The organism is Nostoc sp. DedVER02 (assembly GCF_034530675.2).
Taxonomy (GTDB): Bacteria; Cyanobacteriota; Cyanobacteriia; order Cyanobacteriales; family Nostocaceae; genus Nostoc.
The window spans coordinates 785,106-808,011 of sequence record NZ_JAVRCP020000001.1; the positions used below are offsets into that span (position 1 = coordinate 785,106).

The following is a 22,906-nucleotide window of genomic DNA, read 5'->3' on the forward strand; positions in this document are numbered from 1 at the left end:
TCATAACTCTTATTAAGATGCCAATAATTGCCGAATCAATCTAGCTACAGCTTTTTGCGTGAAGCGACTGGCAATTTGTTGACCTAAGCGTTGTACATCTGAATTTACCAACAACTGGGCAACTTGGGGAGCAAATTGCACTGGGTCAAAGCCTCGTGTTTCTTGGAGAATACCTAATATACGTTTGATATGCTCTAAAGTTTGTTGTTGCTCAACTGTCGCTGCTGGAGTTTCATTAACTGCTGTCAAGCCAACACGTTCGCGCAACAAAGAGGTAAAGTTATGCAAAACATTTTTACCTAAAGCATCGAGTCCGTTAACAGATTCATCTACTAGCTTGTCACGAATAAAAGCACCGCGTTCAGATGATAGAAATTCTATCCCCTGATTCAGTACTAAGTTGAAGTCATAGTCTTGACTATTACGCGCATTTTTTAACAAGTTTTCTAAGCGATTCCAGCGAAATCTACCATCTTTAAATAGTAAATCTTGCAATGACGCTCTTAATTGCGGTGCTTGGTCTGTTAACAGGCGTTTGGAAACGTAAGGATAAGCTTCGCTGAGGACTTTAAAGTTGGGATCTATAAATATTGCAATCCCTTCGAGGGTAACGAGGGAACGAATAATTAAGGCGTAGTAAGGCGGTACGCGGAAAGGATACTCATACATCAAAGCCGATAGTTCATCGGTGATGCTTTTAATATTAAGGTCAGCAACGCTGGCTCCTTGGGCATCAGCAAAGACTCTGGCAAAAGCTGGGATAATCGGTGTTAAATCGGTTTCTGGCGATAAGAAGTCTAATTTAACGTAGTCTTTTGCTAACCCTTCAAAGTCCCGGTTGACGACGTGGACGATCGCTTCAATTAAACCATAACGCTGTGGTGGCTTAATCTCGCTCATCATTCCGAAGTCAAGATAAGCTAATTTGCCATCTGGTGTTGCTAGTAAATTACCAGGATGGGGATCGGCGTGGAAAAATCCATGTTCTAGTAACTGGCGCAAGGAACACTGGACACCGACTTCAATTAAATAACGAGCATCTATGCCTTGGGCGCTAATTTCTGCTGTCTGGGTTAATTTAATACCGTCAATCCATTCCATCGTCAAGACACGACGATTGGTATATTCCCAGTAAATTTTCGGTACGTAAACGTCTTTTATATGACCGTATAATTCAAAAAATCTTTCAGCATTTTCACCTTCATGAATATAGTCCATCTCTTCAAAGATGCGATCGCCTAATTCATCAAGAATCCCAACTAAGTCACTTCTTACCCGTTTGACTTTTTTCTGCACCAAAGTGGCGATATTGCGTAAGAGATACAAGTCAATAGCGATTCGTTCTCTTAAGTCGGGGCGTTGGACTTTTACGGCGACTTCTTCACCTGTTTTTAGCTTACCTTTATAGACTTGTCCCAAGGAAGCCGCAGCAATTGGCTGGGCTGAGAGTTCGGCATAAACTTCTTCTGGAGGTGCGCCTAGTTCTTCCTGGATAAACTGGTAAGCAAGTTCGTTGGGAAAAGGTGGTAATTGGTCTTGTAGTTTAGTTAATTCTTCTAAGTAGACGGTAGGAACTAAATCTGGTCTGGTGGACAAAGCTTGTCCAATTTTGATGTAAGCAGGCCCCAGTTTGGTCAGCAATACTCGTAGCTGAGTGGCTCGGCGGCGGTCATTTTTGACGACAATTCCCCGTTTACTATCCGACCACAACCCAAAAACAAAAGATAAAGTCGGCCCCAACACAGCGAAAATTCGCCGTAAAACTTGCAAGGGTCTATTTTGGTAATGAGCCGCTATACTCACAGGATCGTAAAGCGTCTCAGGTTTGGCTGTTGTCCTTACCTTTTGGGCTGCTAATAGTCCTGGCGAGCGCACAACTAAGTTTGGTGTACCATTTTCTTCTGGCACTATATCTATAATATCCAGTTCACCTCGGCCATCTGTGCCGTTGTGACTGTCCTCCTGAATCGGTCGGGAACTAGGGGGAAGTGTCTTAACAATCATGAAAAAGGCCACCAGTCAGAACGATCACATTAAGTATTGTAACAATATCTTTACGAATTGGGAATTGGGAATTGGGCATTGGGAAGGAATTGGGCATTGAGAATTGAAAAGAGCGGAGAGGAAAACTAATCCCCCTGCTCCCTGCCCCCTGCCCCCTGCTCCCTTGCCTCTTCCCCACTCCCCATTCCCCAAAGGTTTGTTACACTTAAACGGGCATACTAGTTCAATAGTATTAGGTATTGCTAGTTGCTGAAAAATCATACTTATTGTCCTGTAAATTAGAAGTATTCGGCATCTGCCCTTATGGAGAATTTGGCTTGATGTTGCTTTGCCTGCGAATTGAAAACTTTGCCTTAATTGACCAACTGGAATTGGAATTTGGCGCGGGACTAAATGTGCTGACAGGTGAAACCGGCGCTGGAAAATCGATTATTTTGGATGCTATTGATGCCGCTTTGGGCGGTAAAGTCTCTAGTCGAGTCATTCGCACAGGGACAAGTCGGGCGATGGTAGAAGCTACTTTCACCTCAAACGCCCCCTTAGCTGCTTGGTTGACCGAACAAGAAATAGATTTGCTTGATGAAAATTCTGTAGTCATTAGCCGAGAAATCACAGCCACTGGTAATAATGTTCGCAGTCGATCGCGGGTGAATGGCGTGTTGGTAAATCGCCAGATTATGGGAGGAATGCGCGATCGCTTGGTGGAAATCACAGCCCAAGGTCAAACGGTACAAGTAGGACAATCTGCCCAAGTCCGCGACTGGTTGGATTTATATGGCGGCGACTCTCTAATGCAGCAACGCCATAAGGTCGCCACGAATTTCAGCGCTTATCAACAGGCGCATTTAGCACTAGAAAAACGCCGGACATCGGAACGGGAAAGATTACAACAACTCGATTTACTCGCTTATCAAGTGCAAGAATTGGGAGCAGCGAATCTGGGCGAACCTAATGAATTGGAACAGTTGGGACAAGAACGAGAACGTCTGAATCATGTCGTAGATTTACAACAGATGAGTTACAAGGTTTATCAAGCTTTGTATCAAAACGATCATGAAGCTTTAGCCGCAGCAGATTTACTGGGAGACAGTGAGGCAATATTAAATGACATGGTGGAGTACGATAACCAACTACAACACCTGTTGGAATTGGTTAGGGACGCGCAAGCTGCGGTAATGGAAGTGGGAAGACAGATTAATGCTTATGGAGATAGTTTGGAAGCCGATCCACAGCGATTGTTAGAGGTGGAAGAACGGATTCAGGAATTAAAGCAAATTTGCCGGAAGTATGGGCCAACAATTACCGAAGCGATCGCTTATTACCAACGTATCCAAGAGGAATTAGCTTTACTTAACGATAGCGAACAATCTATTGAAAAGCTAGAACAGCAAGAAAAGGCGTGTTTTGAAAGACTTACCCAAGCCAGTAATCAGTTAACTCAACTACGGAGTAAGGCGGCTGCTAATTTAGAATCACGTTTGATAGCTGAACTCAAGCCCTTAGCGATGGAAAAGGTGAAGTTTCTAGTTGAGATAATGCCTGCTTTCCCCACTGCTATGGGAGCAGATAAAATTACCTTTATGTTTAGTTCCAACCCTGGAGAACCACTGCAACCTTTAACAGAAGTTGCTTCTGGCGGGGAAATGAGCCGCTTTTTACTGGCATTGAAAGCTTGTTTTTCTCAGGTTGATGCGGCTGGGACAATGGTTTTTGATGAAATTGATGTTGGGGTTTCGGGAAGAGTCGCCCAAGCGATCGCGGAAAAATTACACCAGCTAAGTCAACGCAATCAAGTATTGTGTGTTACCCACCAGCCTTTAGTTGCAGCAATGGCCGATCGCCACTTACGTGTGGATAAGCAAACTATTAATCAAGGGAAAGGTAAAAAAGCTAACAATGGCAACGCTGAACAGCGTACTGTTGTGCGAGTTACTACCTTGGACAATTTAACCACTCGCCGGGAAGAATTGGCACAGTTAGCTGGTGGTAAATCTGCAAGTGATGCGATCGCTTTTGCTGAATCTCTGTTATTACAAGCTGCTAACCATCGTCGCGGGGAGCAAATTTGATATTTATGATGGCGCGTGAAAAAGTAGAAGCTGAGAGGGTAGACGACAAAATGTTATTGGGTATTAAGGCAGACAATAGTAAGGGAAATTCATGAACTCCCCCTACGATAGATGTGGTTTTTCAAAATATATGTAGTTATGATTTCCACTAATATTACTGTCTTTCTTACTCATGATGCCCATTTTTAAAGTGCGATTTATACCAATTTAAATGAGCTTATCTGCAAATTTTAGTAGTAAAAATATCTAAAGATTTGACATGAGTATCTAAATATTTGACATAGGCATATAAAGATTTTTCATTGTAAAAATAAGTTAATTTTTATATATTTGTTTGCAGAACTAGCCTTAATTACAGGTTTTATTATCGGTAAATTTCATAAAAACACTCTGTAATTAAGCCAGTAAAGCTCAAGATTAGTAATTAAAAAATAAGAAAAAAATTCCGAAGGAAGTTTAATTTTACTTTCTTGATTACGCAAAATTTATGTCCTAATAGGAGGATTAACTCTAATGGCTGATACAAATTTTGTTCCAGCTAACACTTTTGATAGCCTTAATCCTGGCGGTCTTACCGACCCGTTCGCAGATGGAGGAGCGTTTGGCATACCATCGGCTGACAACTTCGACTTTGCTAAATATGGTATTCCAACAGCTGACAACTTCGACTTTGCTAAATATGGTATTCCAACAGCCGAGAGCTTCGACCCTGCTAAGTATGGTATTCCATCTGAAGGCAACTTTAATTTAGATAGCTTTGGCATACCAACAGCTGACAACTTCGACTTTGCTAAATATGGTATTCCAACAGCCGACAGCTTTGACCCTGCTAAGTATGGTATTCCATCTGAAGGCAGCTTTAATTTAGGTAGCTTTGGCATACCAACAGCTGACAACTTCGACTTTGCTAAGTATGGTATTCCAACAGCCGACAGCTTTGACCCTGCTAAGTATGGTATTCCAATTAATGGCGGTATCCCAAATTTTGGTGGTAATATCGGCGGGAGCGGTTTCCCGATTGTTTAATGCCAATTGTATAACTTTTAGGGCAAATTCAAGTTAGATACGATCTCAAAAGTTGGGGTTTATCTACCTTTTAATTACGGGATATACAACTTTCACTAAACAAAAATCCCACCCTATGCAAAAGTTATGAGATTATAATTATTATCTCTTGCTGGGGTGGGACAAATATTATCTATGGAAAATAGATAAAGCATAGATAAGTATTTCTATTTATATTCCTGCAAAGCTCCTAATTTACGGATTCCCGGCCAAATCATTGCGGTAGCAATTACTACTACAATTGTGCCAATCCCACCACCGACAACAGAAATAACTGGGCCAAACAAAGCAGCAGTCAAGCCTGACTCAAAACCACCTAATTCATTGGAGGCACTAATAAACACGCTATTAATAGCAGCAACCCGACCACGCAAATGATCGGGTGTTCTGATTTGAACTAATGTATGGCGAATCACAACGCTAATACTATCTAGTGCGCCACCAAGGATCAGCATTAACATAGATAGCCAAAAGGAACGAGAAAGTCCAAAGATAATTGTGACAATCCCAAAACCAACGACTGACCATAATAAGGCTGGGCCTGCTTTGCGTAACGGTGGTAAATACGCGAGGGTAATAGCCATAGTCAAGGCACCGATGGAATGGGCTGCTTGGAGATATCCCAACTCTACTGGCCCCACGTGTAAAATATCTTTGGCAAAAATGGGGAGAAGCGCGATCGCACCACCCAACAATACAGCAAACATATCTAATGTAATCGCTGCTAAAATCAACTGATTCTGCCAAACAAATTTAGCGCCAGCAGCAAGTGCTTTGAGTGAGATTGGCTCAGTTGTACGGATAGCTTTTTGCTCTTTAATCGCCAGAGTTAAAAGAAAACACAACAACGCACCGATCGCAGCTAATACATAAACCCCAGTAGCACTTCCTAGTAGCGCAATCCCAAATCCCCCGAAGGCTGGGCCGATGACTGCGGCTAACTGAAAGCTACTACTATTCCAGGTGGCTGCATTGGTAAAAGCATTAACAGGTATCAATTGCCACATTAGAGCATCACTGGCTGGTTTGAGGAATGCCCTAGCGACACCTGTTAATACTAAGCAGGCGTAAATTAGAAAAACTGCACCCTTGGTATAAGAAAGTACTCCTAAAGCTAAAGAACAGAGAGCTAGTAAGCTGACCGACATTAACATGGTCACTTTGCGATCGCGGCGATCGGCAACATCTCCGGCAATTAAGGTGAGAATAATCATCGGTAGGACTTGCGCCAGTCCCACACCACCTAAAGCGATCGCTGAGTTAGTCCGTTCATAGAGTTCCCAGCCAATCGCTACAGTTTGCATTTGCGACCCCACGAACAGCACCAGCCGTCCAATGGTAAATAACCGATAGTCTCGAAACTTAAAGGCTGCAAAGGGATCGTGCTGTACAACCTCAGATTTAGGGGGATTTGAGTTCCGTTTGCTCGAAGACATTTTTTAGTAGAGTTAAGCCTTCTTCAATGTTGGAAATTTGGTCTTCTGAAAGACCTTTTAACAGGTCGGTAATATGAGCGCGAGTTTGATCTTGGGATTGCTTGAGATGATGTTTTCCATCTTCAGTTAAATTGAGCAGCACCCGCCGCCGCTCTTGAGGATGAGCGCAGCGTTTCACGAAGTCGCGTTGTACCAAGCGTTCTATGGTTGCTGATGCCGTGGCAGAGGTGACACCTAAATGCTCTGCTAAGTCAGATAATGAAGCACCAGGATTGCGATTGATAAATGCTAGCGATCGCAATTGAGGTATAGATAAAAAAGCGGCACTGTGGGCACGCATATCCGCTCGGATAAACCGCATCACTAATGGAACTGTCTCCATTACTCTAGCGGCACATTCTTCGGAAGTTGCACCTTGATTAGGTTTATCCAAGGTCATGGGCTTGTTGTTCTCCTAGTTACATGGCCACCCGTGGATAAAGTTTTCCACCAAGGATGGCCAAAATGATTAATGTGAATAAGAGAATTGTACAATCCAGACCAAAGCCATAGATGCTAATGCCATTCAGCAACATGGTGCTACGTAAGCCATCAACCAGATAAGTCAACGGATTTAAATGGGAAATCAACTTTAACCAACTGGGCATCAACGAGATCGGATAGATGGCATTGCTCGCAAAAAATAACGGCATGGTTAACAATTGTCCGATACCCGTCATTCTTTCTCGGCTTTTCACCAAACAGCCAATAATTAATGAAAAAATACAAAATGTTCCGGCCCCCAGTATGACTAGCAGCAGTACTTGGAGAATAGCTAGAGGATAAAGATTTAGTTTGACACCTAATAAAAATGCCAATCCGTAAATGAATATTACCTGAGATAAACACCGTACCCCACATGCTAAACCTTTGCCCAACACCATCGCCACCCGAGGCGTAGGACTAGCTAAAAATTTATGGACAATGCCTAAATCTCGCTCCCAGATTAGCGTCATTCCACCACTAAAAATTGCCACGAACAGAATACTCTGAGCCAAAATACCAGCAGAAATAAAGTCTAAATAGGGTAAGTTTCCTGTTGGAATCGCGCGAGTCCGGGCGAAAACTTGCCCAAAAATTAGTAGCCATAAAGTTGGTTGCACAGCCCGAACTATTAAATCAGTGGGATCGTGGCGGAGTTTACGGATTTCTAATTCTGCGATCGCCAGGGTTTTTGTAACTAGCTCTTTGATTGCAGAGATCAAATTTACTCGGACGGTGGGTGGTGCTTTAACCCAACCGTTGAGCAGTACGTCTGGTTCTTGCTGTGTCACGGTAGTTGACTCCTGATGTTAACTGGTCGCCTGTATAGTGAATAAAGACATCATCCAAAGTTGCATTTGGGTTATCTAAAGAAGCTTTTAAGTCGCTTGGTGTACCTGTAGTAACGACTTCACCTTGCTGCATAATCGCCACTCGGTTACATAAGTTATCCGCTTCTTCTAAAAAGTGGGTTGTTAAAAATATCGTTGTGCCGTAATCAGCACAGAGTTGTAATACAAGCTGCCATACTTGAGTTCGAGCGATGGGATCTAGTCCGACAGTCGGCTCATCAAGAAACAGAATTTGGGGTTGATGTAGAATTGATATGCCGATTTCCAGCTTGCGGATCATCCCACCAGAGTAATATCGTACCAAGCGTTTCGCCGCATCTTGCAAACCCATGTATTCTAAAATTTCATAAATGCGGCGATCGCGTCCTTTGGCTGGTATTCCGTACAGCTTGGCGAAAATCAAAAGATTTTCGTAACCCGTAAGACTACCATCAGCAGAGAGCGCCTGGGGTACATAGCCGATAGCCCGTCTCACAGGATTAGATTGACGAGTCACGTCATAGCCAGCTAAGGTTGCTTTCCCTGCACTGATAGGTAGCAAAGTTGTCAACATCTTAAGAACTGTACTTTTCCCTGCACCATTGGGGCCAAGTAATCCAAATACTTCACCCTGTTCCACAGATATGCTCAGGTTATTAACTGCCGTTAACTTCCCAAAACGGCGCGTGAGTCCCTGAGTTTCAAGGATTAGCGGTTTTGGTTCGCTAGGAGGTTGCGATCGATTTATTTTTGCTGTCAGTATTGTCACAATTTTGATGCACTTCTATCAATTAGTTAAACTAACTATTAGTTTGTCAATATATTCGTCTGAAGTCAATAGACTTGGTACAAAAATCTGAATCAGACAGGACTTACGCAAAAAAATAACCCAAACCTTGATTTTTCCGGTAAGGGCAATTTATGTAAGTAAGCTGGCGCAATTAAAGCTAATTGGTGAAGGCTGTCATTTGTCCTTTGTCATTAGTAAGGACTTTAAGACTATTTATGTTTCGTAATATACTTGGGTTTTTCCGCGCCAACTTACTTAAACGCAAAATGCAAAAGAAAACTGCTGTATTTTGCTCTGTGAACGGCAAAATACGATCAGTCATTTAATTCCATCAATTCTTTTGTTTTCAAGTCAGCCGCAATAGGTTGAGAACATTCTCGAATTTGAGGAGAAATAGAACAAATAGCATCTGTCGTTGTTTCAAAACAATTTGATAACCCAATTGTTTCTAACAATCCTGTTCGTTCTAATAGTTGTTTGACTTCGGGTTGTAAACCTGTGAGAATTAAGCGGCAATTGTGGCGTTCCAAGTCGTGGTAAATATCCTCTAAAGCTACTAACCCAGTTGTGTCCATATTTGGCACAAACCGTAACCGGAGAATTAAATATTTCACTTCTGGTTCATCGCGGAGGAAGGTAGCAAACCGTTCAGCAGCACCAAAAAATACGGGGCCATCTACGCGATAAACGGCAATTTCTTTACCTAATTCCAAAGGAATACCGGGGGGAAATACTTCGGTTTCAGGTATTTTAACTAGGCTTAAATCGCTCATTCGTTTGATGAACAATGCTCCAGCTGCCATCAATCCCACTTCTACGGCGAGAACTAAATCAAACAAGATTGTCACTAGCCAGGTGAGAATCATCACTGCAAAGTCGGAGTAAGTAGCACGCATCAATAAACCAATGGCTTCCCACTCAATCATTCGCAGGCTAACCACCATCAAAATGCCAGCGAGTGCTGCTAAAGGAATCTGTGCTGCTAGGGGTGCTAAGGTTAAAACGATAATGGCTAAAGCAACGCCATGAATTACCCCAGATAGCCGAGTTTTGCCGCCAGAACGGACATTAACAGCAGTCCGAGCGATCGCACCTGTCGCCGGAATGCCGCCAAAAAATGGGATAATGATATTTGCTAATCCTTGACCAATTAATTCGCGATCGCTATTGTGCTTTTCGCTCACTGTCATCCCATCAGCCACAACCGCCGACAGTAACGATTCAATACTTCCCAGTGCCGCCAAAGCCAAAGCCGGATTAATCAGTTCTCGAATCACACTAAAATCATTCCAGTGGGGAATACCTTGGGGCATCGGTAAAGATTGGGGAATGCTGCCAATTGTCGGTATATTCAGATGGAAATAAGTTGCTATCCCCGTTGCCAACACCAACCCCACCAAAGAACCCGGTATTGTTGTATTAATTCTGGGCCATAAAATATTGGCTGCCATCACCACCATTGCCAACCCAACAGCATCCCAATTTAGAGCTTCTACATGAGTTAAACTTTGCCAAAGTCCCGGTAAAAAATGTTCGCTACGTGGTAGTTGTAAACCAAAGAAATTATTTAATTGACCACAAAATATAATTACGGCAATACCATTGGTAAAGCCTGCCGTCACTGGATAGGGAATAAACTTCACTAGCTGTCCCAGTTTGGCAACGCCCAAGGCAATTTGGATAATCCCAGCCATCACCCCAGCAATCCAAACTTTTTCAAGTCCGTACTTGGCGACAATTCCCACCAAAACTACAGCCATTGCCCCTGTCGGCCCTGTAATCTGTACTGGGGAACCACCAAAAATTGCCGCGACAATTCCCGCCACAATAGCAGTATAAAGTCCCGCCTTTGGTTCCACACCACTTGCTACCGCGAAGGCTAAAGCTAAGGGCAATGCCACCACTGCTGCTGTTAGTCCTCCCGTCAAATCGCCACGCAATCTACTAAACCAGCGATTCAAACGCATAAGCTGTGGTTCTTCGACGATATCAGAGATTGTCATATTCAATTTCAACTCTTATACAAAGTTTCTTGATGCACACTATGATATGCGGGTAATTAAGCATATACCAGCAGCTTTAAAGAGGATGCAGGTAAAAGCCCCTTTATTATAGACATCTCTGAAAAAAGTCAAAATTATCAGAAAATTGGGTATCGTTGTCCCACCATCCGCAACGCTGATTGCATTTATGTCATGGAACATGGGACATTAGTAGAATCTAGCTGGATAAATCTGGGATTTATGATAGTCTCTGGCGTGTACAATCAGATTTAAGAGAATTTACCCGTCTTTTTTCTGTCTCAATTACGAATTACGAATTACGAATTATTTATGTTTTTTGGCAATAATCAACCAGAATCGGGTGATAACAAGTGGCGTAGCCAGTTGGATAAATTTGTAAAAGCAAATCAGCAGGAATTGGCGGCACTGTTTTGGGGATTGTGGTTAGCAAATGGTGAGAGTCAGGGTACTGTTGGTATTGATTTACAACCAACGCCCCATTTTGTTTATTGTCCAAAAGAGCAGATAGAGAATTTAAATATTAAAGTTGAAAATCGACTTCAGGAAATTTTGGGAATTGTCGAGAATCATAAACCGGAAGTGGAAGTTGTGATGATTGGCATTGGGAAGGGTGAAATTAAGTTAATTCAGTTTGCACCTGAACCAGCGCCACCGATTTGTTTTGAGCAAGTTGGGAAGGATGTAGATGGATTATTAGAACTTTTAGAACAGCGCATGAACGAAAGTTTTAATTGATGACAAAATCAAATAAATGATGAGCCATTTTTAATTTAGAACAAGGGGCAATTTCTACTTGATTTCCTTGGCTATCTAAAAATATCGCTTGATTATTATCACTCCCAAAACCACTATTAGGTTGGTCTATAGGATTGGCAACAATAGCATCTAGTTTTTTAGTCTGTAGTTTTTCTAATGCTGGCTTGACAATATCACCACTTTGTGCGGCAAAACCAATTAATATTTGATGCGGCTGTTTAAATTTTGCTAATTGGGCGACTATATCCGGTACTGGTTCCAGGGGTAAGGCTTGGGGGAGCGATCGCTTGGGCAATTTTTCTGTACTATAATTTTTTGGCTTCACATCTGCCACGGCTGCTGACATAACAATAAAATCAGCGTTGGGTAAATATTCCAACATAGCGTGCTGCATTTCCTCGGCACTAATTACGGGAATTGCTTGTACTCCTAATGGTACATCCCAATTAGCTGGGCCATGTACTAGGGTGACGTTTGCCCCTCTGTGAAGTGCGGCTTGCGCTAAAGCTAATCCCATTTTACCAGTGGAAGGATTACCAATAAATCTAACTGGGTCAAGAAACTCTCGCGTTCCTCCAGCACTAATCAAGACTCGCTTACCTACTAAATCTCGTTTGCCTTGAGTGTGTAACAACGATTGGATATGAGCCAAAATTTCTGGAGGTTCTGCTAATCTACCAGCACCGATGCGATCGCACGCTAATAAACCCGATCCTGTATTCATCCCATGATATCGGCTATCTATTAATAGCTGTTGCCAATTTCGCTGCACCGATACCTGTTCCCACATATCCGTATTCATTGCCGGTGCTAACAGCACGGGACAAGTAGAAGCTAGCACGGTATTTGTGAGTAAATTATCAGCCATCCCATAGGCTAACTTGGCTAACGTATTAGCTGTCAAAGGGGCAATTACCATAACATTTGCCCATTCACCCAAATCAATATGCAACGGACGAGAGTGAGTTGCTTGCCAAAAATCATCATCTGTGTAGGCGGGATGACGAGATAGGGTGGCTATTGTCAGAGGAGTAATAAATTCTTGCGCTGAACGGGTGAGGATAACTCGAACTTCCACCCCAGTTTTAAACAGCCTTGAAACTAATTCACAAACTTTGTAGGCGGCGATACCGCCACCTACAGATATTAGAACCCTGTTCAACTTTGGATTAGTCATAGTAAAAAGTTAGGAGTAAGTAGTAATTTAGGAGCAAGTAGTTACTAATATTAATTTCCAACTCCTAACTTTTGTACAGACGCGATTAATCGCGTCTCTCCTAACTCTCAACTAAGCTTCATCGTAAGGTTCCAAATCTAAGAGGTAGATATAGGGTTCAACTAATTCTGGACGCTGAAATGCGATCGCTCGCAATAGATGCCAATCATTTAAACCATCAAAAGCATTACTGTAATTATCCAGATCCAGACGTTCAGCCAGTTCTTCTACTTCTGCCGGAGTAATGGCAGCAATTTCTTTCCTGGAAATGCTTAGAGTTGTCATAATGCTAGCCCCTCCCTTATGCAGCATTCGCCTTCAGCATGGGTTAAGTTGCGCTGAACGCAGCCACCCTATATATATTACTCATTAGAAGGCATAGATTTCGTGAAAATTTTCAGCATTTATACCAGAATTTATAAAAAATTCGTAATTCTGACTAGCCAATTACATTGACAACGAAATTCCGTAGCACCTCTAACGTTTGTAGATTTATTTCATGCCCCATATCAAATTCGTGGTATTCTAGCGCCACTCCTAGAGATTTTAAAGTTTCTTGCGCCTTCAAAGCAGCTTGCAGTGGGACAACTTCATCATATCTCCCGTGGCTGATTACAGTTGGTGGAATCCCTTTTTGATCTGCCGTTACTGCATCAGGGTGTAAATACCCACTCATAACAGCTAAACCTGCTAGGGGCAATTTGGAACCAACATCTAAAGTCATTGCCCCACCTTGAGAAAATCCACTTAAAATGGTACGTGACAAAGGTATACCAGTGGTACTTTCTAAAGATTGCAAAAAATCTATTAGTAGTTGCCGACTTTCTGGCAATCCTTCATACATATTCTCTACCCGCAGGTCATACCATGCCCTCCCTATCGGAGAATAGGGATAAGGATAAGGTGCATTGGGTAATATAAACTGGTAATTAGGTAAGTTGAGCAAGGGTAACAAAGATGCTACATCTTCGGCATTAGCTCCCCAACCATGCAAAGTGACGATTAAGCCTGCGGGTGGTTGAGAAGTTTCAGGGGGAACGGTAATAGCTTGTAAAGACAGAGGTTTACTCCTAAATTTTTTCTTCTTATAAATCCTATCTCTTCAAGCAGACTTAGTATTTAAGGTTAAAATTCACTCCACTACCCAATCTACAGCATCTGCTTCGGTAATATCGGGTACTTCTAGGCGATTTTTCATCCGGTAAAGTACTTGCTCTGGTAGTTTTGCAGTGCGATCGCCATTTCTTTTAAGCAGTTCTTCCCAAGGTGTCTCCAAATACACAATGCGAATACTGCCTTGGTAACTCACAAACAAACGAACTAGCATCCCCCGCAGTTGGCGGCTGAGGTTGGTTGCATTCCAAACAAAAGATTTTCCATCTCGCATATATTCTTTAGCGATCGCCTTAGCTGCATTCGCTACTACACCTTGATCGTCTTTAGGATCAATTCCCATTGTCTTTCGTAGTTTATCTAAAGAAATTACGCCCCACTCAGGAAGATTTTCTTTAATCCAAGTATCTTTTCCCGAACCAGGTAATCCTGACATCATCACCACCTGAAAACGCGTGTCATCATAAGCTGCATAGTCTGGGTTACTATCTTCTTTTTGAAAATAAACAAACCGACTGTGTGTTGACGGAAATACTCGCGGTTGCTCAAAGCAGTGATTTTCTTGGCAAAATTCCCGAAAAAACTCGATCCGTTCCAATAACTGTACTCGATCGTCGCAGTAGCGACCCTTCACATCTGCTTCTGCTAGCAAACTCAGCAGATCGCAACGAATGATTTGACTCGTTTTGATGACTGCTCGTTCGGGGTTGGGTTTGTCCCAAAACCACAAGGGTAAGCTACCATATTTTACCAAAGCCACAATTGCCTGCCGTTCATGGAAAGGCACATGCAAATCCCAGAGAATCTCCTGTGCCATTTTTGCACCTTGGAGAACGTGACCTTTGGAAGTGATGCCGCCATCTGCTTCTATTTGAGTAGAAGCAGGTTTAGCAACATCGTGTAGCAAAGCCGCAGCAAACAATACAGAACGTTCTTTAGCTGGTAATGCCCGCCATTCAGGTAATGCTACTAATGCCTCGCATACTAACTTTGTATGGATGAGAACATTACCTTCAGCATGATAGCGTGGGTCTTGGGGACAATTAGCAAGCGATCGCAACCAAGCAAATTTTGCTTCCAATGCCGACCAATTTATCGACCAGTCGCTTTCATTAGGGCAATAAGGAAATGACCAAAGTTGCACTGAAGTACTCATATCGCTATCCTAAGTTTTTGTATTTTTAATGACTTATAACCGTCCTTCGCCACCAAGTCTAGAAGGTGATGCAAACAAATCAGCATCAACACACAGATGATTTGGTATTATCGGTCGGTTGAGCCAATGCCCATCCGATTGCAGAATGGTTGTTAAAAAGCTGGAACGCACATATTTATACCGATAAGTAACGATATCTCTCGGCTCAACTTTGATGTATAAACCTTCCATCAAAGAACTTTGATCAGTTTGTTTGAGGGAGCGCTCAACATCAAGTCCAAGTTCCTGACAAGTTTGCTGGAAACGTTGCAAATGTGCAGCAGTTTGATAATGGGACTTACCTACCAACCCAATGAGTTGCTTGTAAGATTGGAGTTCACCAGCAAACAATACAGGTACTGAAACTAGTGGCAACCCAGCAAGTAACTGCTGACGTTTCTTAGTGCTTAGAAATACTTGATTGTCTAAATCCAGCACATCGTACTCTAGAAAGTAGTGGGGTAAGGCATCGTAAAATACCGTGTGCTTGGCATACAACCATTCTCCAAAGAGAATACAACGATTTCCCAAAACTTCCCAAAATGCTGCGGCGTGAGTGTGTGCCCACTGTTTAAACAAGTTAAAGTGCTTTTCTCGCACCCCACCAGTTAAATAGTGTCCACGGCTTTGTAGTCGGATTTGTCCATCACTTGTAAAGCTAATAGCTGCATTTGCGCCATCGACTTTTTCTTCAACTACTACGTACTGATTTTTGATAGCACTAAAAGGAATGCTATTGAGGTCTTCATCTCCAGCTTGCAACCGCGACCCTTCAATGTGATGGGTACGCGGATATTTATAAATTTGTTCCATGACTTTTCTACGTTGGTAACTACAATCAAATAATTTCGCAGCGAACTATTACGAACAAGTAAGTTTCCTAGAAGCTCTTATCTAAGAATTGTTACCATTCGTGATTGAACTGAATTTGATTGAGATCGGGGGACTACATATACCTTTACCAGAGTAGTATTTCTATAATACATATATTTCACAATTTCAGGTAGCCTTTACCGAAACAAGCAATGGTCTTGAAGTGAACCAAGGCTTATGCAAAACTTGAGATCCTTTGCTTCACAGCCTACTTTTAAGGAATCGATCAATGGCGCGTCTAGCCCTGCTGAGTGTATCTAACAAAACTGGTTTAATTGACCTAGCCCGTAGCTTAGTTGAAGAATTCGACTTTGATTTAATCAGCAGTGGGGGAACAGCCCAAGCCCTCAAAGATGCGGGACTCCCAGTTACCAAAGTTGCTGATTACACAGGTTCTCCAGAAATTTTAGGTGGCCGAGTCAAAACCCTACATCCCCGGATTCATGGCGGAATTTTGGCGCGGCGAGATGTTCCCCAAGATATTACAGATTTAGAAAATAACCAAATTCGCCCAATTGATTTAGTGGTGGTGAATCTATATCCTTTTGAGGAAACGATCGCTAAACCAGGGGTAACATTAGCTCAAGCTGTTGAACAAATTGATATTGGTGGCCCGGCTATGCTACGGGCATCATCGAAAAACTTCGCTCATCTGGCTGTATTATGCGATCCAGCCCAGTATGACGAGTATTTGCAGGAATTGCGGCAAAATAATGGGGAAGCATCCCTAGAGTTTCGGCAAAAGGCGGCTTTAAAAGGATTTTCTCATACTGCTAGTTACGATCAAGCGATCGCATCTTACCTGGCAGATGCACAGCAGTACACCCTTAGCGGCACACAATTACAATCTCTGCGTTACGGCGAGAATCCCCATCAACCCGCCGCCTGGTATCAAACTGGTACTACCCCAACAGGATGGGCAGCAGCAACGAAATTGCAAGGCAAAGAACTTAGTTACAATAACTTAGTTGATTTAGAAGCTGCACGCCAAATTATTGCGGAATTCACTGATACCCCAGCAGCAACAATTATCAAACATACAAATCCCTGTGGTACAGCACTCGGAAGTACGATTGCTGAAGCTTACGAAAAAGCTTTCAATGCTGATTCTACTTCTGCCTTTGGTGGTATTGTCGCACTCAACCGCCCGATTGATGCGGCTACAGCTAGCGAATTAACTAAAACATTTCTAGAATGTGTGGTTGCACCAAGTTGTGATGCTGAAGCTCAAGAAATCCTTGGTAAAAAATCTAACGTGCGGGTTTTAACTCTATCAGATTTGAGCAGTGGGAATAAGGATACCGTAAAAGCGATCGCAGGTGGTTTCCTTGTCCAAGCTAGCGATGACATAATTGCTGATACTAGTCAATGGCAAGTAGTCACCGAACGCCAACCTACCGCCGATGAATTAGCCGAATTACTGTTTGCTTGGAAAATTTGCAAACACGTTAAATCAAATGCCATAGTTGTCACAAGCGATCGCACTACACTAGGAGTAGGCGCTGGTCAAATGAACCGCGTCGGCTCAGTTAAAATCGCCCTAGAACAAGCTGGAGATAAAGCCAAAGGTGCAATTCTTGCCAGTGATGGATTTTTCCCCTTTGATGATTCAGTCAGAACAGCCGCAGCCGCAGGTATTACAGCCATCGTTCAACCGGGTGGAAGTTTGCGCGATAAGGATTCTATCAAAGCTGCTAACGAACTGGGTTTACTGATGGTCTTAACTGGTGTACGTCATTTTTTACACTAAATCATTGCTTAATGGGTGTGCAGTTTACAAAGTGTCACACTAAATACTTTCTTTATGATTGAAGCAATGATATTATCTAATCGTGTGTGAGGAGCAAGTTAAAAATAAAAAGCGCCTGGGGTGGAAACACGGCAACACTCCCAAGCGCTTTTTAATTTGTCAAAAATCGGATTGATTGTGAAGTTTTGAAAATGTCACTCAATATACTTGCCATTTAATAGAAGTAGTGATATTATCTAATCGTGTGTGAGGAGCAAGTTGAGAATAAAAAATGCCTGGGGTGGAAACACGGCAACACTCCCAGGCATTTTTTAATTTGCATACAAGAATTGGATTATTGGTGCAGTTTTGAAACTGTCACTTACTATAAACGCCTTTTGATTGAAGCAGTGATAGTATTTAGCTGTGTGAGGAGCAAGTTAAAAAATAAAGAACGTCTGGGGTGGAAACACGGCAACACTCCCAGACGTTTTTTAATTGGTATGTAAAAACGAGTACTTGCAAATATGCTGGAATTATTGAGATAATCACCTACAGTCTAAAATCCAGAAAACCTCACCCCAATCAAAAATTCAGGTGCAAATCACTCGGCTGACTCAACAAATTCAATTCATCATCGAAATTGATCGATTGAAACATGTGATGCGCCAAACCCTGCTTATTGATGGGTCACGCCGGGAAAATAGTGCAGAGCATTCTTGGCATTTAGCTATAATGGCGATCGCATTAGCAGATTATGCCCCAGAGGGTGTTGATATATTCCATGCCATCAAAATGCTGCTAATTCACGATTTGGTAGAAATTGATGCAGGTGACACCTTTTGTTACGATGTGCAGGGTAATGACAGTAAAGCCGAACGAGAAGCACAAGCAGCATTGCGTTTATTCGGACTTTTGCCAGCAGACCAAGGTAGCGAGTTGCGTTTACTTTGGGATGAGTTTGAAGCAGGAAAAACACCCACAGCTAAATTTGCCGCAGCCCTAGACCGGATACAACCCTTGCTGCACAATCAGCAAACTCAGGGTGGAACTTGGCGCATTCATGGTATTAGACGCGACCAAGTGATGAAACGGGTAGCACCAGTAGAAACAGGTGCGCCGGAACTGTGGCCCTTTGTTTTGCAATTGATTGATGATTGTGTCGCAGCAGGGTATTTAAAAGAGTCTCCTACACTCTAAATTCAGGGTTGATGTGCCAAAATTTCTTCCCACTCAGAGGGTGAGAGGGGTTGTAACTCTATCTGCATATCAAAGCAATCGCTAGCTGCGGTAACTAAATCTGCAATAATCTTTTCCACACTCAGATTTTGAGATAGTTGTACAGTCGTAAAAGATTCTGCACCAAATACTTGAGCAAACAGTTCAGTATCCGGTTGCAAACGGATTGAACCATGTTGCAAAATTATCCCACCACGTCGCAGTTGAGCGCTACCAATGAGTTTGGTACCATCTGGCAAAACTAAATCTGCACTGGTTGCTGTACCAAAACAATTAGGATTGTGGATGTAACCTCGCCCTTCTTTACCATAATGTAATTCTACGCCGAGCGATCGCCAGCCTTGAATCAAAAACTCACAAATTTTTTCGTACACCTGGAGGCGATTACCCGTAATTCCAGATGTGATTACAGCGTAAGTTAAATCACCTTGGTGTAAAACCGCCCGTCCACCAGTCGGACGGCGCACTAAATCCAGTTTTTGCCCTTGCCAAGTCAAATTTTGCCAATATTCAGGGTATTGGCGTTGATGATAACCAAGAGAAATGGCAGATGGCGACCAAGTATAAAAGCGTAGAGTTGACGGATGCTTTCTTTGCTGGTGCTGTTCTAGTAACCATCGGTCAATCGCCATCTGCACATTGCCAGCCGCCTCTAGCAAAGGAATTAGTCGCCACACTTTAGAATTCAAGGGTTAGGAGACGCGATGAATCGCGTCTGTACAGGAGTTAGGAGTAGAGACGCGATTCATCGCGTCTGTGAAGCGAAGCGATTAGTCAAGTTGCACCAAATTCAGATTGTAAGGCTTCATCGTTGTTATCTGCGATCGTTGCTACAATGGTAATCAGCCGAGACACTTCGCCAGGAGATAATTCTGCTAAAGTGCGTGTTGAAATCACAACCACTCGGTTTTCAATAATACCAAAACGTGCTTCAAAAGTGCTAGAGCAGTTCAACTCCAACAGATACCGCATCAACTTAGGTTCATCTTTAGCTGGTAAATTTAGCACCGCAGACCAAACCGTTATAGTGTCTTCATCAGTTGTCCCGTTGAGTTGGACAAATACTTCCACACTTCCGTACTTAAACTTCCAGAGATAACCACCCTCTGGAGTACGGCTAACCATCGCACTATCATCTTGTTCTAAAGAGTCGATGACATTTTCAATTACTTCCAGATGGTTAACGCTTGTCGTCTCGGCGATTAGCTCATTAACAGATTCGTTACTAGTTATAGTTTCTTGGTAGCTTGTCATACAGATTTTTTCCTCAACATACTCGCTGTTTTATCTACACATACTTTATAACTTGTGGACGCAGTTAGTTTAAGCTTGCTATTGCGGATTTTATATCTGGCAGTAGTATTGACGTAAAACCTTGTTTAGAAGATGTGGTTTCTAAACACTCTTTAATCCAAAAAAGCCTGCTTAGGCAGGCTTTTTTTAGGTAGCCCTAGACTTTAGTCTGTGGGCACTTTCATCTTTTTACACAAGATGAAATAACTAATTTAATCAACGTCTCTGACTGTTTTATTCACTGCGTTGGCTGCATCTTCAGCTGTGCGCTGAACATTTTTACTAGCATCTTCAGCCCCACGCTGAACGTTTTTTGTCACATCTTCGGCAGCATTCTGGGTATTTCCTTTCAGATTTTCAATTCCTCGCTTAGTACCCTTAGCTACGCCTTCTCCTAATTCACTAGCAGAACTGCCGATATCTTCACCCAGGTTCTTCACTCTTTGACCAAAGGGTGTACCTTGTTTGTAATTTTCGCCATATTGCTCTGGGCTGTCAATTCCCTTCCGATCAATATTTTTTTGAGCATTTTTCGCCAGCGCATCACCTCTGTCATTCGCTGCCTTATCATCTAATTTTGCTCTAGGATCTACATCACTAAAGTTATTCATCCCACCAGCCGGAGAGGATAGAGGATAATCTTTTGTGGGATCGTATCGTTTGGAATAAGGTGATTGATCTTCAGGTTGTGGTGGCTGTGTTGCTATTCCTGGATCGCCACAAGCTTGTGTCAGAAATATAAACATTCCTGCCAAAAAAACAGTTAAAACTTTCAAGGGACGAATGCTTTTGAGCCAATTCATTGCTTTTTTCATAGTACGAAACTCCTTGCATTTTTGTGACTAAGTTAAACTTCAACCAAGAGGGCATTTGAAATTATTTTTGCATTCCAGTATTCAGATAAAATAAGAGTTCTATCTGCCTACTGCTGGATTTGGTTGTAATTCAGGTCTGGCAGCGGCTTCATCTGCCTTATCGTTTAAAAAGCCAGAAGCTTCTTCAACATTCTCTTTGACAGTTTCAATCCGATCTTGAATCCGATTTCCTACATTTGGTTCATCCTGAATTAAACCACCTGGTTCAGGTTCTCGGAAGTCCTTGTCTGTGATAATTGGCAATTCTGCTTCTTTGTTGATTCGACCTGCTGGTGTCTCAGCACCAGGATAAAGTATCTTGGATTCTCTGTTTGTTGTAGCAATCAACAATTCCGAACTTGGTTGTAAGCTAGCTTGATCGTGTCCCTGATTACCTTTTGGATTTGCTAGTTTCGGATCGGGAGACATTCTGTAGTTGCCATACTTGTCTCCACCATTCTTATAAGGATTATTTGCTCCACCAGCTTGGACAGCAGGATTTTGTGGATTTGCACCTTGAGCATTTGCCCCACTACAAGCAGTGCTAACTATCAACAATAGTCCAGCTAAAAAGATAGTTAATATCTGGCGCAATCTTACTTTTTTCAAGAATAGTCTCACAGCGTTCACGTAGTCCTCCTTACCAAAATATTAATAAGTTAAGCTTTTGCTGAATCATTGAATTGGTCAGCAAGTTATTGTGCTTGTTTTGGTTGGCTTAGTTTCGATAACCTCTATTAAGGATATGAAGAATAAAATACTGTTTACCTCTAGCGCAGGCTACATTTTAATTAGTACAGAAATAATATTTTTATCTAACTCTAGAGAGATATAAAATAAAGTAATATAATCTTAGTAAAAAGAACTACATCAGCCTATTTGATACTTCAAAAGCTTTGAATAGGTAGCTGATGTAATGTAATATTTGAGGCATTAGCCCCTTGTTGCTCTACTTTTAAATTACTAAATTCATGAAGCGATTTTTACGCTGGCTAATTTTGGGTGGAACGCTATTTTTTTTAGCGAAAGCCTTGAAGGATAATTGGAGTGGAGTGACTGCTATCCGCATTGATGGGGTAGGATGGGCAATTATAGCGATCGCTACAGGGGTAACTTTACTAGCACATACTTGGGCAGGCTGGATCTGGACTTGGATTCTGCAAGAGTTAAATCAACCTGTGTCATCTCGCCAATTTATCCAAGTTTACCTAAAAACGAACATCGCTAAATATTTACCAGGTAATATCTGGCATCACTACGGGCGAATTGTCGCCGCCAAAAATGCCAACATTTCTGCTGGTGCAGCTACTTTAAGCGTTTTGCTGGAACCGCTACTCATGCTAGCGGCTGCTTTAATCATCATTGTTTTATGCAGTAGCCAATTTGCGGCGGCTGATACTACCTTTGTTATCCAAATACTGCAATTGCTGAGTTTAGCTGTAGTTCTTGCTGCGATTCATCCCCGGTTTTTAAACCCAGTTATTCGCTTTTTGTACAAATTGAAAGCAAAGAAGTCTGCTGCGACAAAACCAACTGTTCCTTTCAGTCTTAAAAATTACCCTGTACGCCCATTGTTAGGAGAATTGGGCTTTATGGGGCTACGCGCCACTGGGTTTATATTAACTATGTTGGCGCTAGGTTCGTTGAATGTAAATCAAATTCCTTTGTTGTTAGGGGCTTTTAGTTGCGCTTGGCTGTTGGGGTTTGTGATTCCGGGTGCGCCTGGTGGGTTGGGTGTGTTTGAAGCGACTGCATATCAGCTTTTGCAACATCACTTTCCAGCAGCTGTAGTATTTAGTGCGATCGCTCTCTATCGCCTTATTAGTATTCTAGCTGAAACTGCGGGTGCTGCTTTCGCTTGGTTAGACGAACGCCTTGCTAAATCATGAATCAGGCAA

21 protein-coding genes are annotated in these 22,906 nt (G+C 42.4%); 6 read left to right on the plus strand and 15 right to left on the minus strand.

The features are described 5' to 3' along the window. Positions 1–12: 12 nt before the first annotated feature. Complete coding sequence (locus RMZ41_RS03470; RefSeq protein ID WP_322644238.1) at positions 13–2,004, minus strand: AarF/ABC1/UbiB kinase family protein; 1,992 nt, start codon at positions 2,002–2,004, stop codon at positions 13–15. A gap of 320 nt (positions 2,005–2,324) precedes the next feature. Here RMZ41_RS03470 and recN point away from each other — a divergent pair, with 320 nt between their 5' ends. After that, complete coding sequence (gene recN, locus RMZ41_RS03475; RefSeq protein WP_322644386.1) at positions 2,325–4,073, plus strand: DNA repair protein RecN; 1,749 nt, start codon at positions 2,325–2,327, stop codon at positions 4,071–4,073. A gap of 513 nt (positions 4,074–4,586) precedes the next feature. Then, the gene (locus tag RMZ41_RS03480; RefSeq protein WP_322734403.1) at positions 4,587–5,099 is read left to right on the plus strand and encodes a hypothetical protein; all 513 of its coding nucleotides are present in this window, start codon (positions 4,587–4,589) and stop codon (positions 5,097–5,099) included. A gap of 206 nt (positions 5,100–5,305) precedes the next feature. Here RMZ41_RS03480 and RMZ41_RS03485 read toward each other — a convergent pair whose 3' ends face one another. The 5 genes from RMZ41_RS03485 to RMZ41_RS03505 form a co-directional block, all read right to left on the minus strand. Then, complete coding sequence (locus tag RMZ41_RS03485; RefSeq protein WP_322644236.1) at positions 5,306–6,574, minus strand: MFS transporter; 1,269 nt, start codon at positions 6,572–6,574, stop codon at positions 5,306–5,308. Further along, positions 6,540–7,013 (minus strand): MarR family transcriptional regulator, encoded by a 474-nt coding sequence (locus RMZ41_RS03490; protein ID WP_322644235.1) that lies wholly within the window; start codon positions 7,011–7,013, stop codon positions 6,540–6,542. Before RMZ41_RS03490 ends, RMZ41_RS03485 begins: the two co-directional genes overlap by 35 nt. Before the next feature lie 19 nt (positions 7,014–7,032). Next, positions 7,033–7,887 (minus strand): ABC transporter permease, encoded by an 855-nt coding sequence (locus tag RMZ41_RS03495; RefSeq protein WP_322644234.1) that lies wholly within the window; start codon positions 7,885–7,887, stop codon positions 7,033–7,035. After that, positions 7,844–8,695 (minus strand): ABC transporter ATP-binding protein, encoded by an 852-nt coding sequence (locus RMZ41_RS03500; protein WP_322644233.1) that lies wholly within the window; start codon positions 8,693–8,695, stop codon positions 7,844–7,846. The genes RMZ41_RS03495 and RMZ41_RS03500 overlap by 44 nt, the downstream gene beginning before the upstream one ends. 335 nt (positions 8,696–9,030) lie before the next feature. Beyond that, positions 9,031–10,719: a SulP family inorganic anion transporter gene (locus RMZ41_RS03505; RefSeq protein WP_322644232.1), complete on the minus strand. Its 1,689-nt coding sequence runs from the start codon at positions 10,717–10,719 to the stop codon at positions 9,031–9,033. A 330-nt stretch (positions 10,720–11,049) separates the two neighbouring features. Between RMZ41_RS03505 and RMZ41_RS03510 the strand changes: the two genes are divergently transcribed. Beyond that, positions 11,050–11,475, plus strand: a complete 426-nt coding sequence (locus RMZ41_RS03510; RefSeq protein WP_322644231.1) for a hypothetical protein — start codon at positions 11,050–11,052, stop codon at positions 11,473–11,475. Here RMZ41_RS03510 and coaBC read toward each other — a convergent pair. The 5 genes from coaBC to RMZ41_RS03535 all read right to left on the minus strand — a co-directional run bounded on the left by coaBC (position 11,468) and on the right by RMZ41_RS03535 (position 15,833). Beyond that, a complete protein-coding gene (gene coaBC / locus RMZ41_RS03515; protein ID WP_322644230.1) occupies positions 11,468–12,673 on the minus strand; it encodes a bifunctional phosphopantothenoylcysteine decarboxylase/phosphopantothenate--cysteine ligase CoaBC in 1,206 nt (401 codons plus the stop codon). The two genes, RMZ41_RS03510 and coaBC, sit on opposite strands and share 8 nt — an antisense overlap. A 111-nt stretch (positions 12,674–12,784) precedes the next feature. After that, positions 12,785–12,997 carry a DUF2555 domain-containing protein gene (locus tag RMZ41_RS03520; RefSeq protein ID WP_322644229.1) on the minus strand — a complete coding sequence of 71 codons (213 nt, stop codon included), beginning with the start codon at positions 12,995–12,997 and terminating at the stop codon, positions 12,785–12,787. A gap of 154 nt (positions 12,998–13,151) precedes the next feature. Then, on the minus strand, positions 13,152–13,757 hold the full coding sequence (locus RMZ41_RS03525) for an alpha/beta hydrolase (protein ID WP_322644385.1): 606 nt from the start codon (positions 13,755–13,757) through the stop codon (positions 13,152–13,154). 87 nt (positions 13,758–13,844) lie between these two features. Next, complete coding sequence (locus RMZ41_RS03530) at positions 13,845–14,981, minus strand: AAA family ATPase (protein WP_322644228.1); 1,137 nt, start codon at positions 14,979–14,981, stop codon at positions 13,845–13,847. A 33-nt stretch (positions 14,982–15,014) separates the two neighbouring features. Then, entirely contained in the window at positions 15,015–15,833 is an 819-nt protein-coding gene (locus RMZ41_RS03535) for an RNA ligase family protein (RefSeq protein ID WP_322644227.1), read from the minus strand. A 289-nt stretch (positions 15,834–16,122) separates the two neighbouring features. Here RMZ41_RS03535 and purH point away from each other — a divergent pair, with 289 nt between their 5' ends. Both purH and RMZ41_RS03545 read left to right on the plus strand, forming a co-directional pair. Beyond that, a complete protein-coding gene (gene purH, locus RMZ41_RS03540; protein ID WP_322644226.1) occupies positions 16,123–17,643 on the plus strand; it encodes a bifunctional phosphoribosylaminoimidazolecarboxamide formyltransferase/IMP cyclohydrolase in 1,521 nt (506 codons plus the stop codon). A gap of 576 nt (positions 17,644–18,219) precedes the next feature. Beyond that, complete coding sequence (locus tag RMZ41_RS03545) at positions 18,220–18,822, plus strand: HD domain-containing protein (protein ID WP_322644225.1); 603 nt, start codon at positions 18,220–18,222, stop codon at positions 18,820–18,822. A gap of 2 nt (positions 18,823–18,824) precedes the next feature. Here the strand turns inward: RMZ41_RS03545 and RMZ41_RS03550 are convergent, their stop codons facing one another. From RMZ41_RS03550 to RMZ41_RS03565, 4 genes are all read right to left on the minus strand, one after another. Further along, positions 18,825–19,493, minus strand: coding sequence for a biotin/lipoate A/B protein ligase family protein (locus RMZ41_RS03550; protein WP_322644384.1), 669 nt, complete (start codon positions 19,491–19,493; stop codon positions 18,825–18,827). A 142-nt stretch (positions 19,494–19,635) separates the two neighbouring features. Continuing rightward, a complete protein-coding gene (locus tag RMZ41_RS03555) occupies positions 19,636–20,115 on the minus strand; it encodes a YbjN domain-containing protein (RefSeq protein ID WP_322644224.1) in 480 nt (159 codons plus the stop codon). Between the two features lie 251 nt (positions 20,116–20,366). Continuing rightward, the gene (locus RMZ41_RS03560; RefSeq protein WP_322644223.1) at positions 20,367–20,969 is read right to left on the minus strand and encodes a hypothetical protein; all 603 of its coding nucleotides are present in this window, start codon (positions 20,967–20,969) and stop codon (positions 20,367–20,369) included. A 99-nt stretch (positions 20,970–21,068) separates the two neighbouring features. After that, positions 21,069–21,638, minus strand: a complete 570-nt coding sequence (locus RMZ41_RS03565; protein ID WP_322644222.1) for a DUF6658 family protein — start codon at positions 21,636–21,638, stop codon at positions 21,069–21,071. A gap of 341 nt (positions 21,639–21,979) precedes the next feature. Here RMZ41_RS03565 and RMZ41_RS03570 point away from each other — a divergent pair, with 341 nt between their 5' ends. After that, on the plus strand, positions 21,980–22,897 hold the full coding sequence (locus tag RMZ41_RS03570; RefSeq protein WP_322644221.1) for a lysylphosphatidylglycerol synthase domain-containing protein: 918 nt from the start codon (positions 21,980–21,982) through the stop codon (positions 22,895–22,897). Positions 22,898–22,906: the final 9 nt, after the last annotated feature.

Coding starts and splice junctions, on each gene's coding strand:
- RMZ41_RS03480 (WP_322734403.1), top strand. CDS start 4,587: ATGGCTGATACAAATTTTGTTCCAGCTAACACTTTTGATAGCCTTAAT.
- coaBC (WP_322644230.1), bottom strand. CDS start 12,673: ATGACTAATCCAAAGTTGAACAGGGTTCTAATATCTGTAGGTGGCGGT.
- RMZ41_RS03570 (WP_322644221.1), top strand. CDS start 21,980: ATGAAGCGATTTTTACGCTGGCTAATTTTGGGTGGAACGCTATTTTTT.
- purH (WP_322644226.1), top strand. CDS start 16,123: ATGGCGCGTCTAGCCCTGCTGAGTGTATCTAACAAAACTGGTTTAATT.
- RMZ41_RS03530 (WP_322644228.1), bottom strand. CDS start 14,981: ATGAGTACTTCAGTGCAACTTTGGTCATTTCCTTATTGCCCTAATGAA.
- RMZ41_RS03510 (WP_322644231.1), top strand. CDS start 11,050: ATGTTTTTTGGCAATAATCAACCAGAATCGGGTGATAACAAGTGGCGT.
- RMZ41_RS03470 (WP_322644238.1), bottom strand. CDS start 2,004: ATGATTGTTAAGACACTTCCCCCTAGTTCCCGACCGATTCAGGAGGAC.
- RMZ41_RS03520 (WP_322644229.1), bottom strand. CDS start 12,997: ATGACAACTCTAAGCATTTCCAGGAAAGAAATTGCTGCCATTACTCCG.
- RMZ41_RS03560 (WP_322644223.1), bottom strand. CDS start 20,969: ATGAAAAAAGCAATGAATTGGCTCAAAAGCATTCGTCCCTTGAAAGTT.
- RMZ41_RS03505 (WP_322644232.1), bottom strand. CDS start 10,719: ATGACAATCTCTGATATCGTCGAAGAACCACAGCTTATGCGTTTGAAT.
- RMZ41_RS03555 (WP_322644224.1), bottom strand. CDS start 20,115: ATGACAAGCTACCAAGAAACTATAACTAGTAACGAATCTGTTAATGAG.
- recN (WP_322644386.1), top strand. CDS start 2,325: ATGTTGCTTTGCCTGCGAATTGAAAACTTTGCCTTAATTGACCAACTG.
- RMZ41_RS03485 (WP_322644236.1), bottom strand. CDS start 6,574: ATGTCTTCGAGCAAACGGAACTCAAATCCCCCTAAATCTGAGGTTGTA.
- RMZ41_RS03535 (WP_322644227.1), bottom strand. CDS start 15,833: ATGGAACAAATTTATAAATATCCGCGTACCCATCACATTGAAGGGTCG.
- RMZ41_RS03490 (WP_322644235.1), bottom strand. CDS start 7,013: ATGACCTTGGATAAACCTAATCAAGGTGCAACTTCCGAAGAATGTGCC.
- RMZ41_RS03550 (WP_322644384.1), bottom strand. CDS start 19,493: ATGGCGATTGACCGATGGTTACTAGAACAGCACCAGCAAAGAAAGCAT.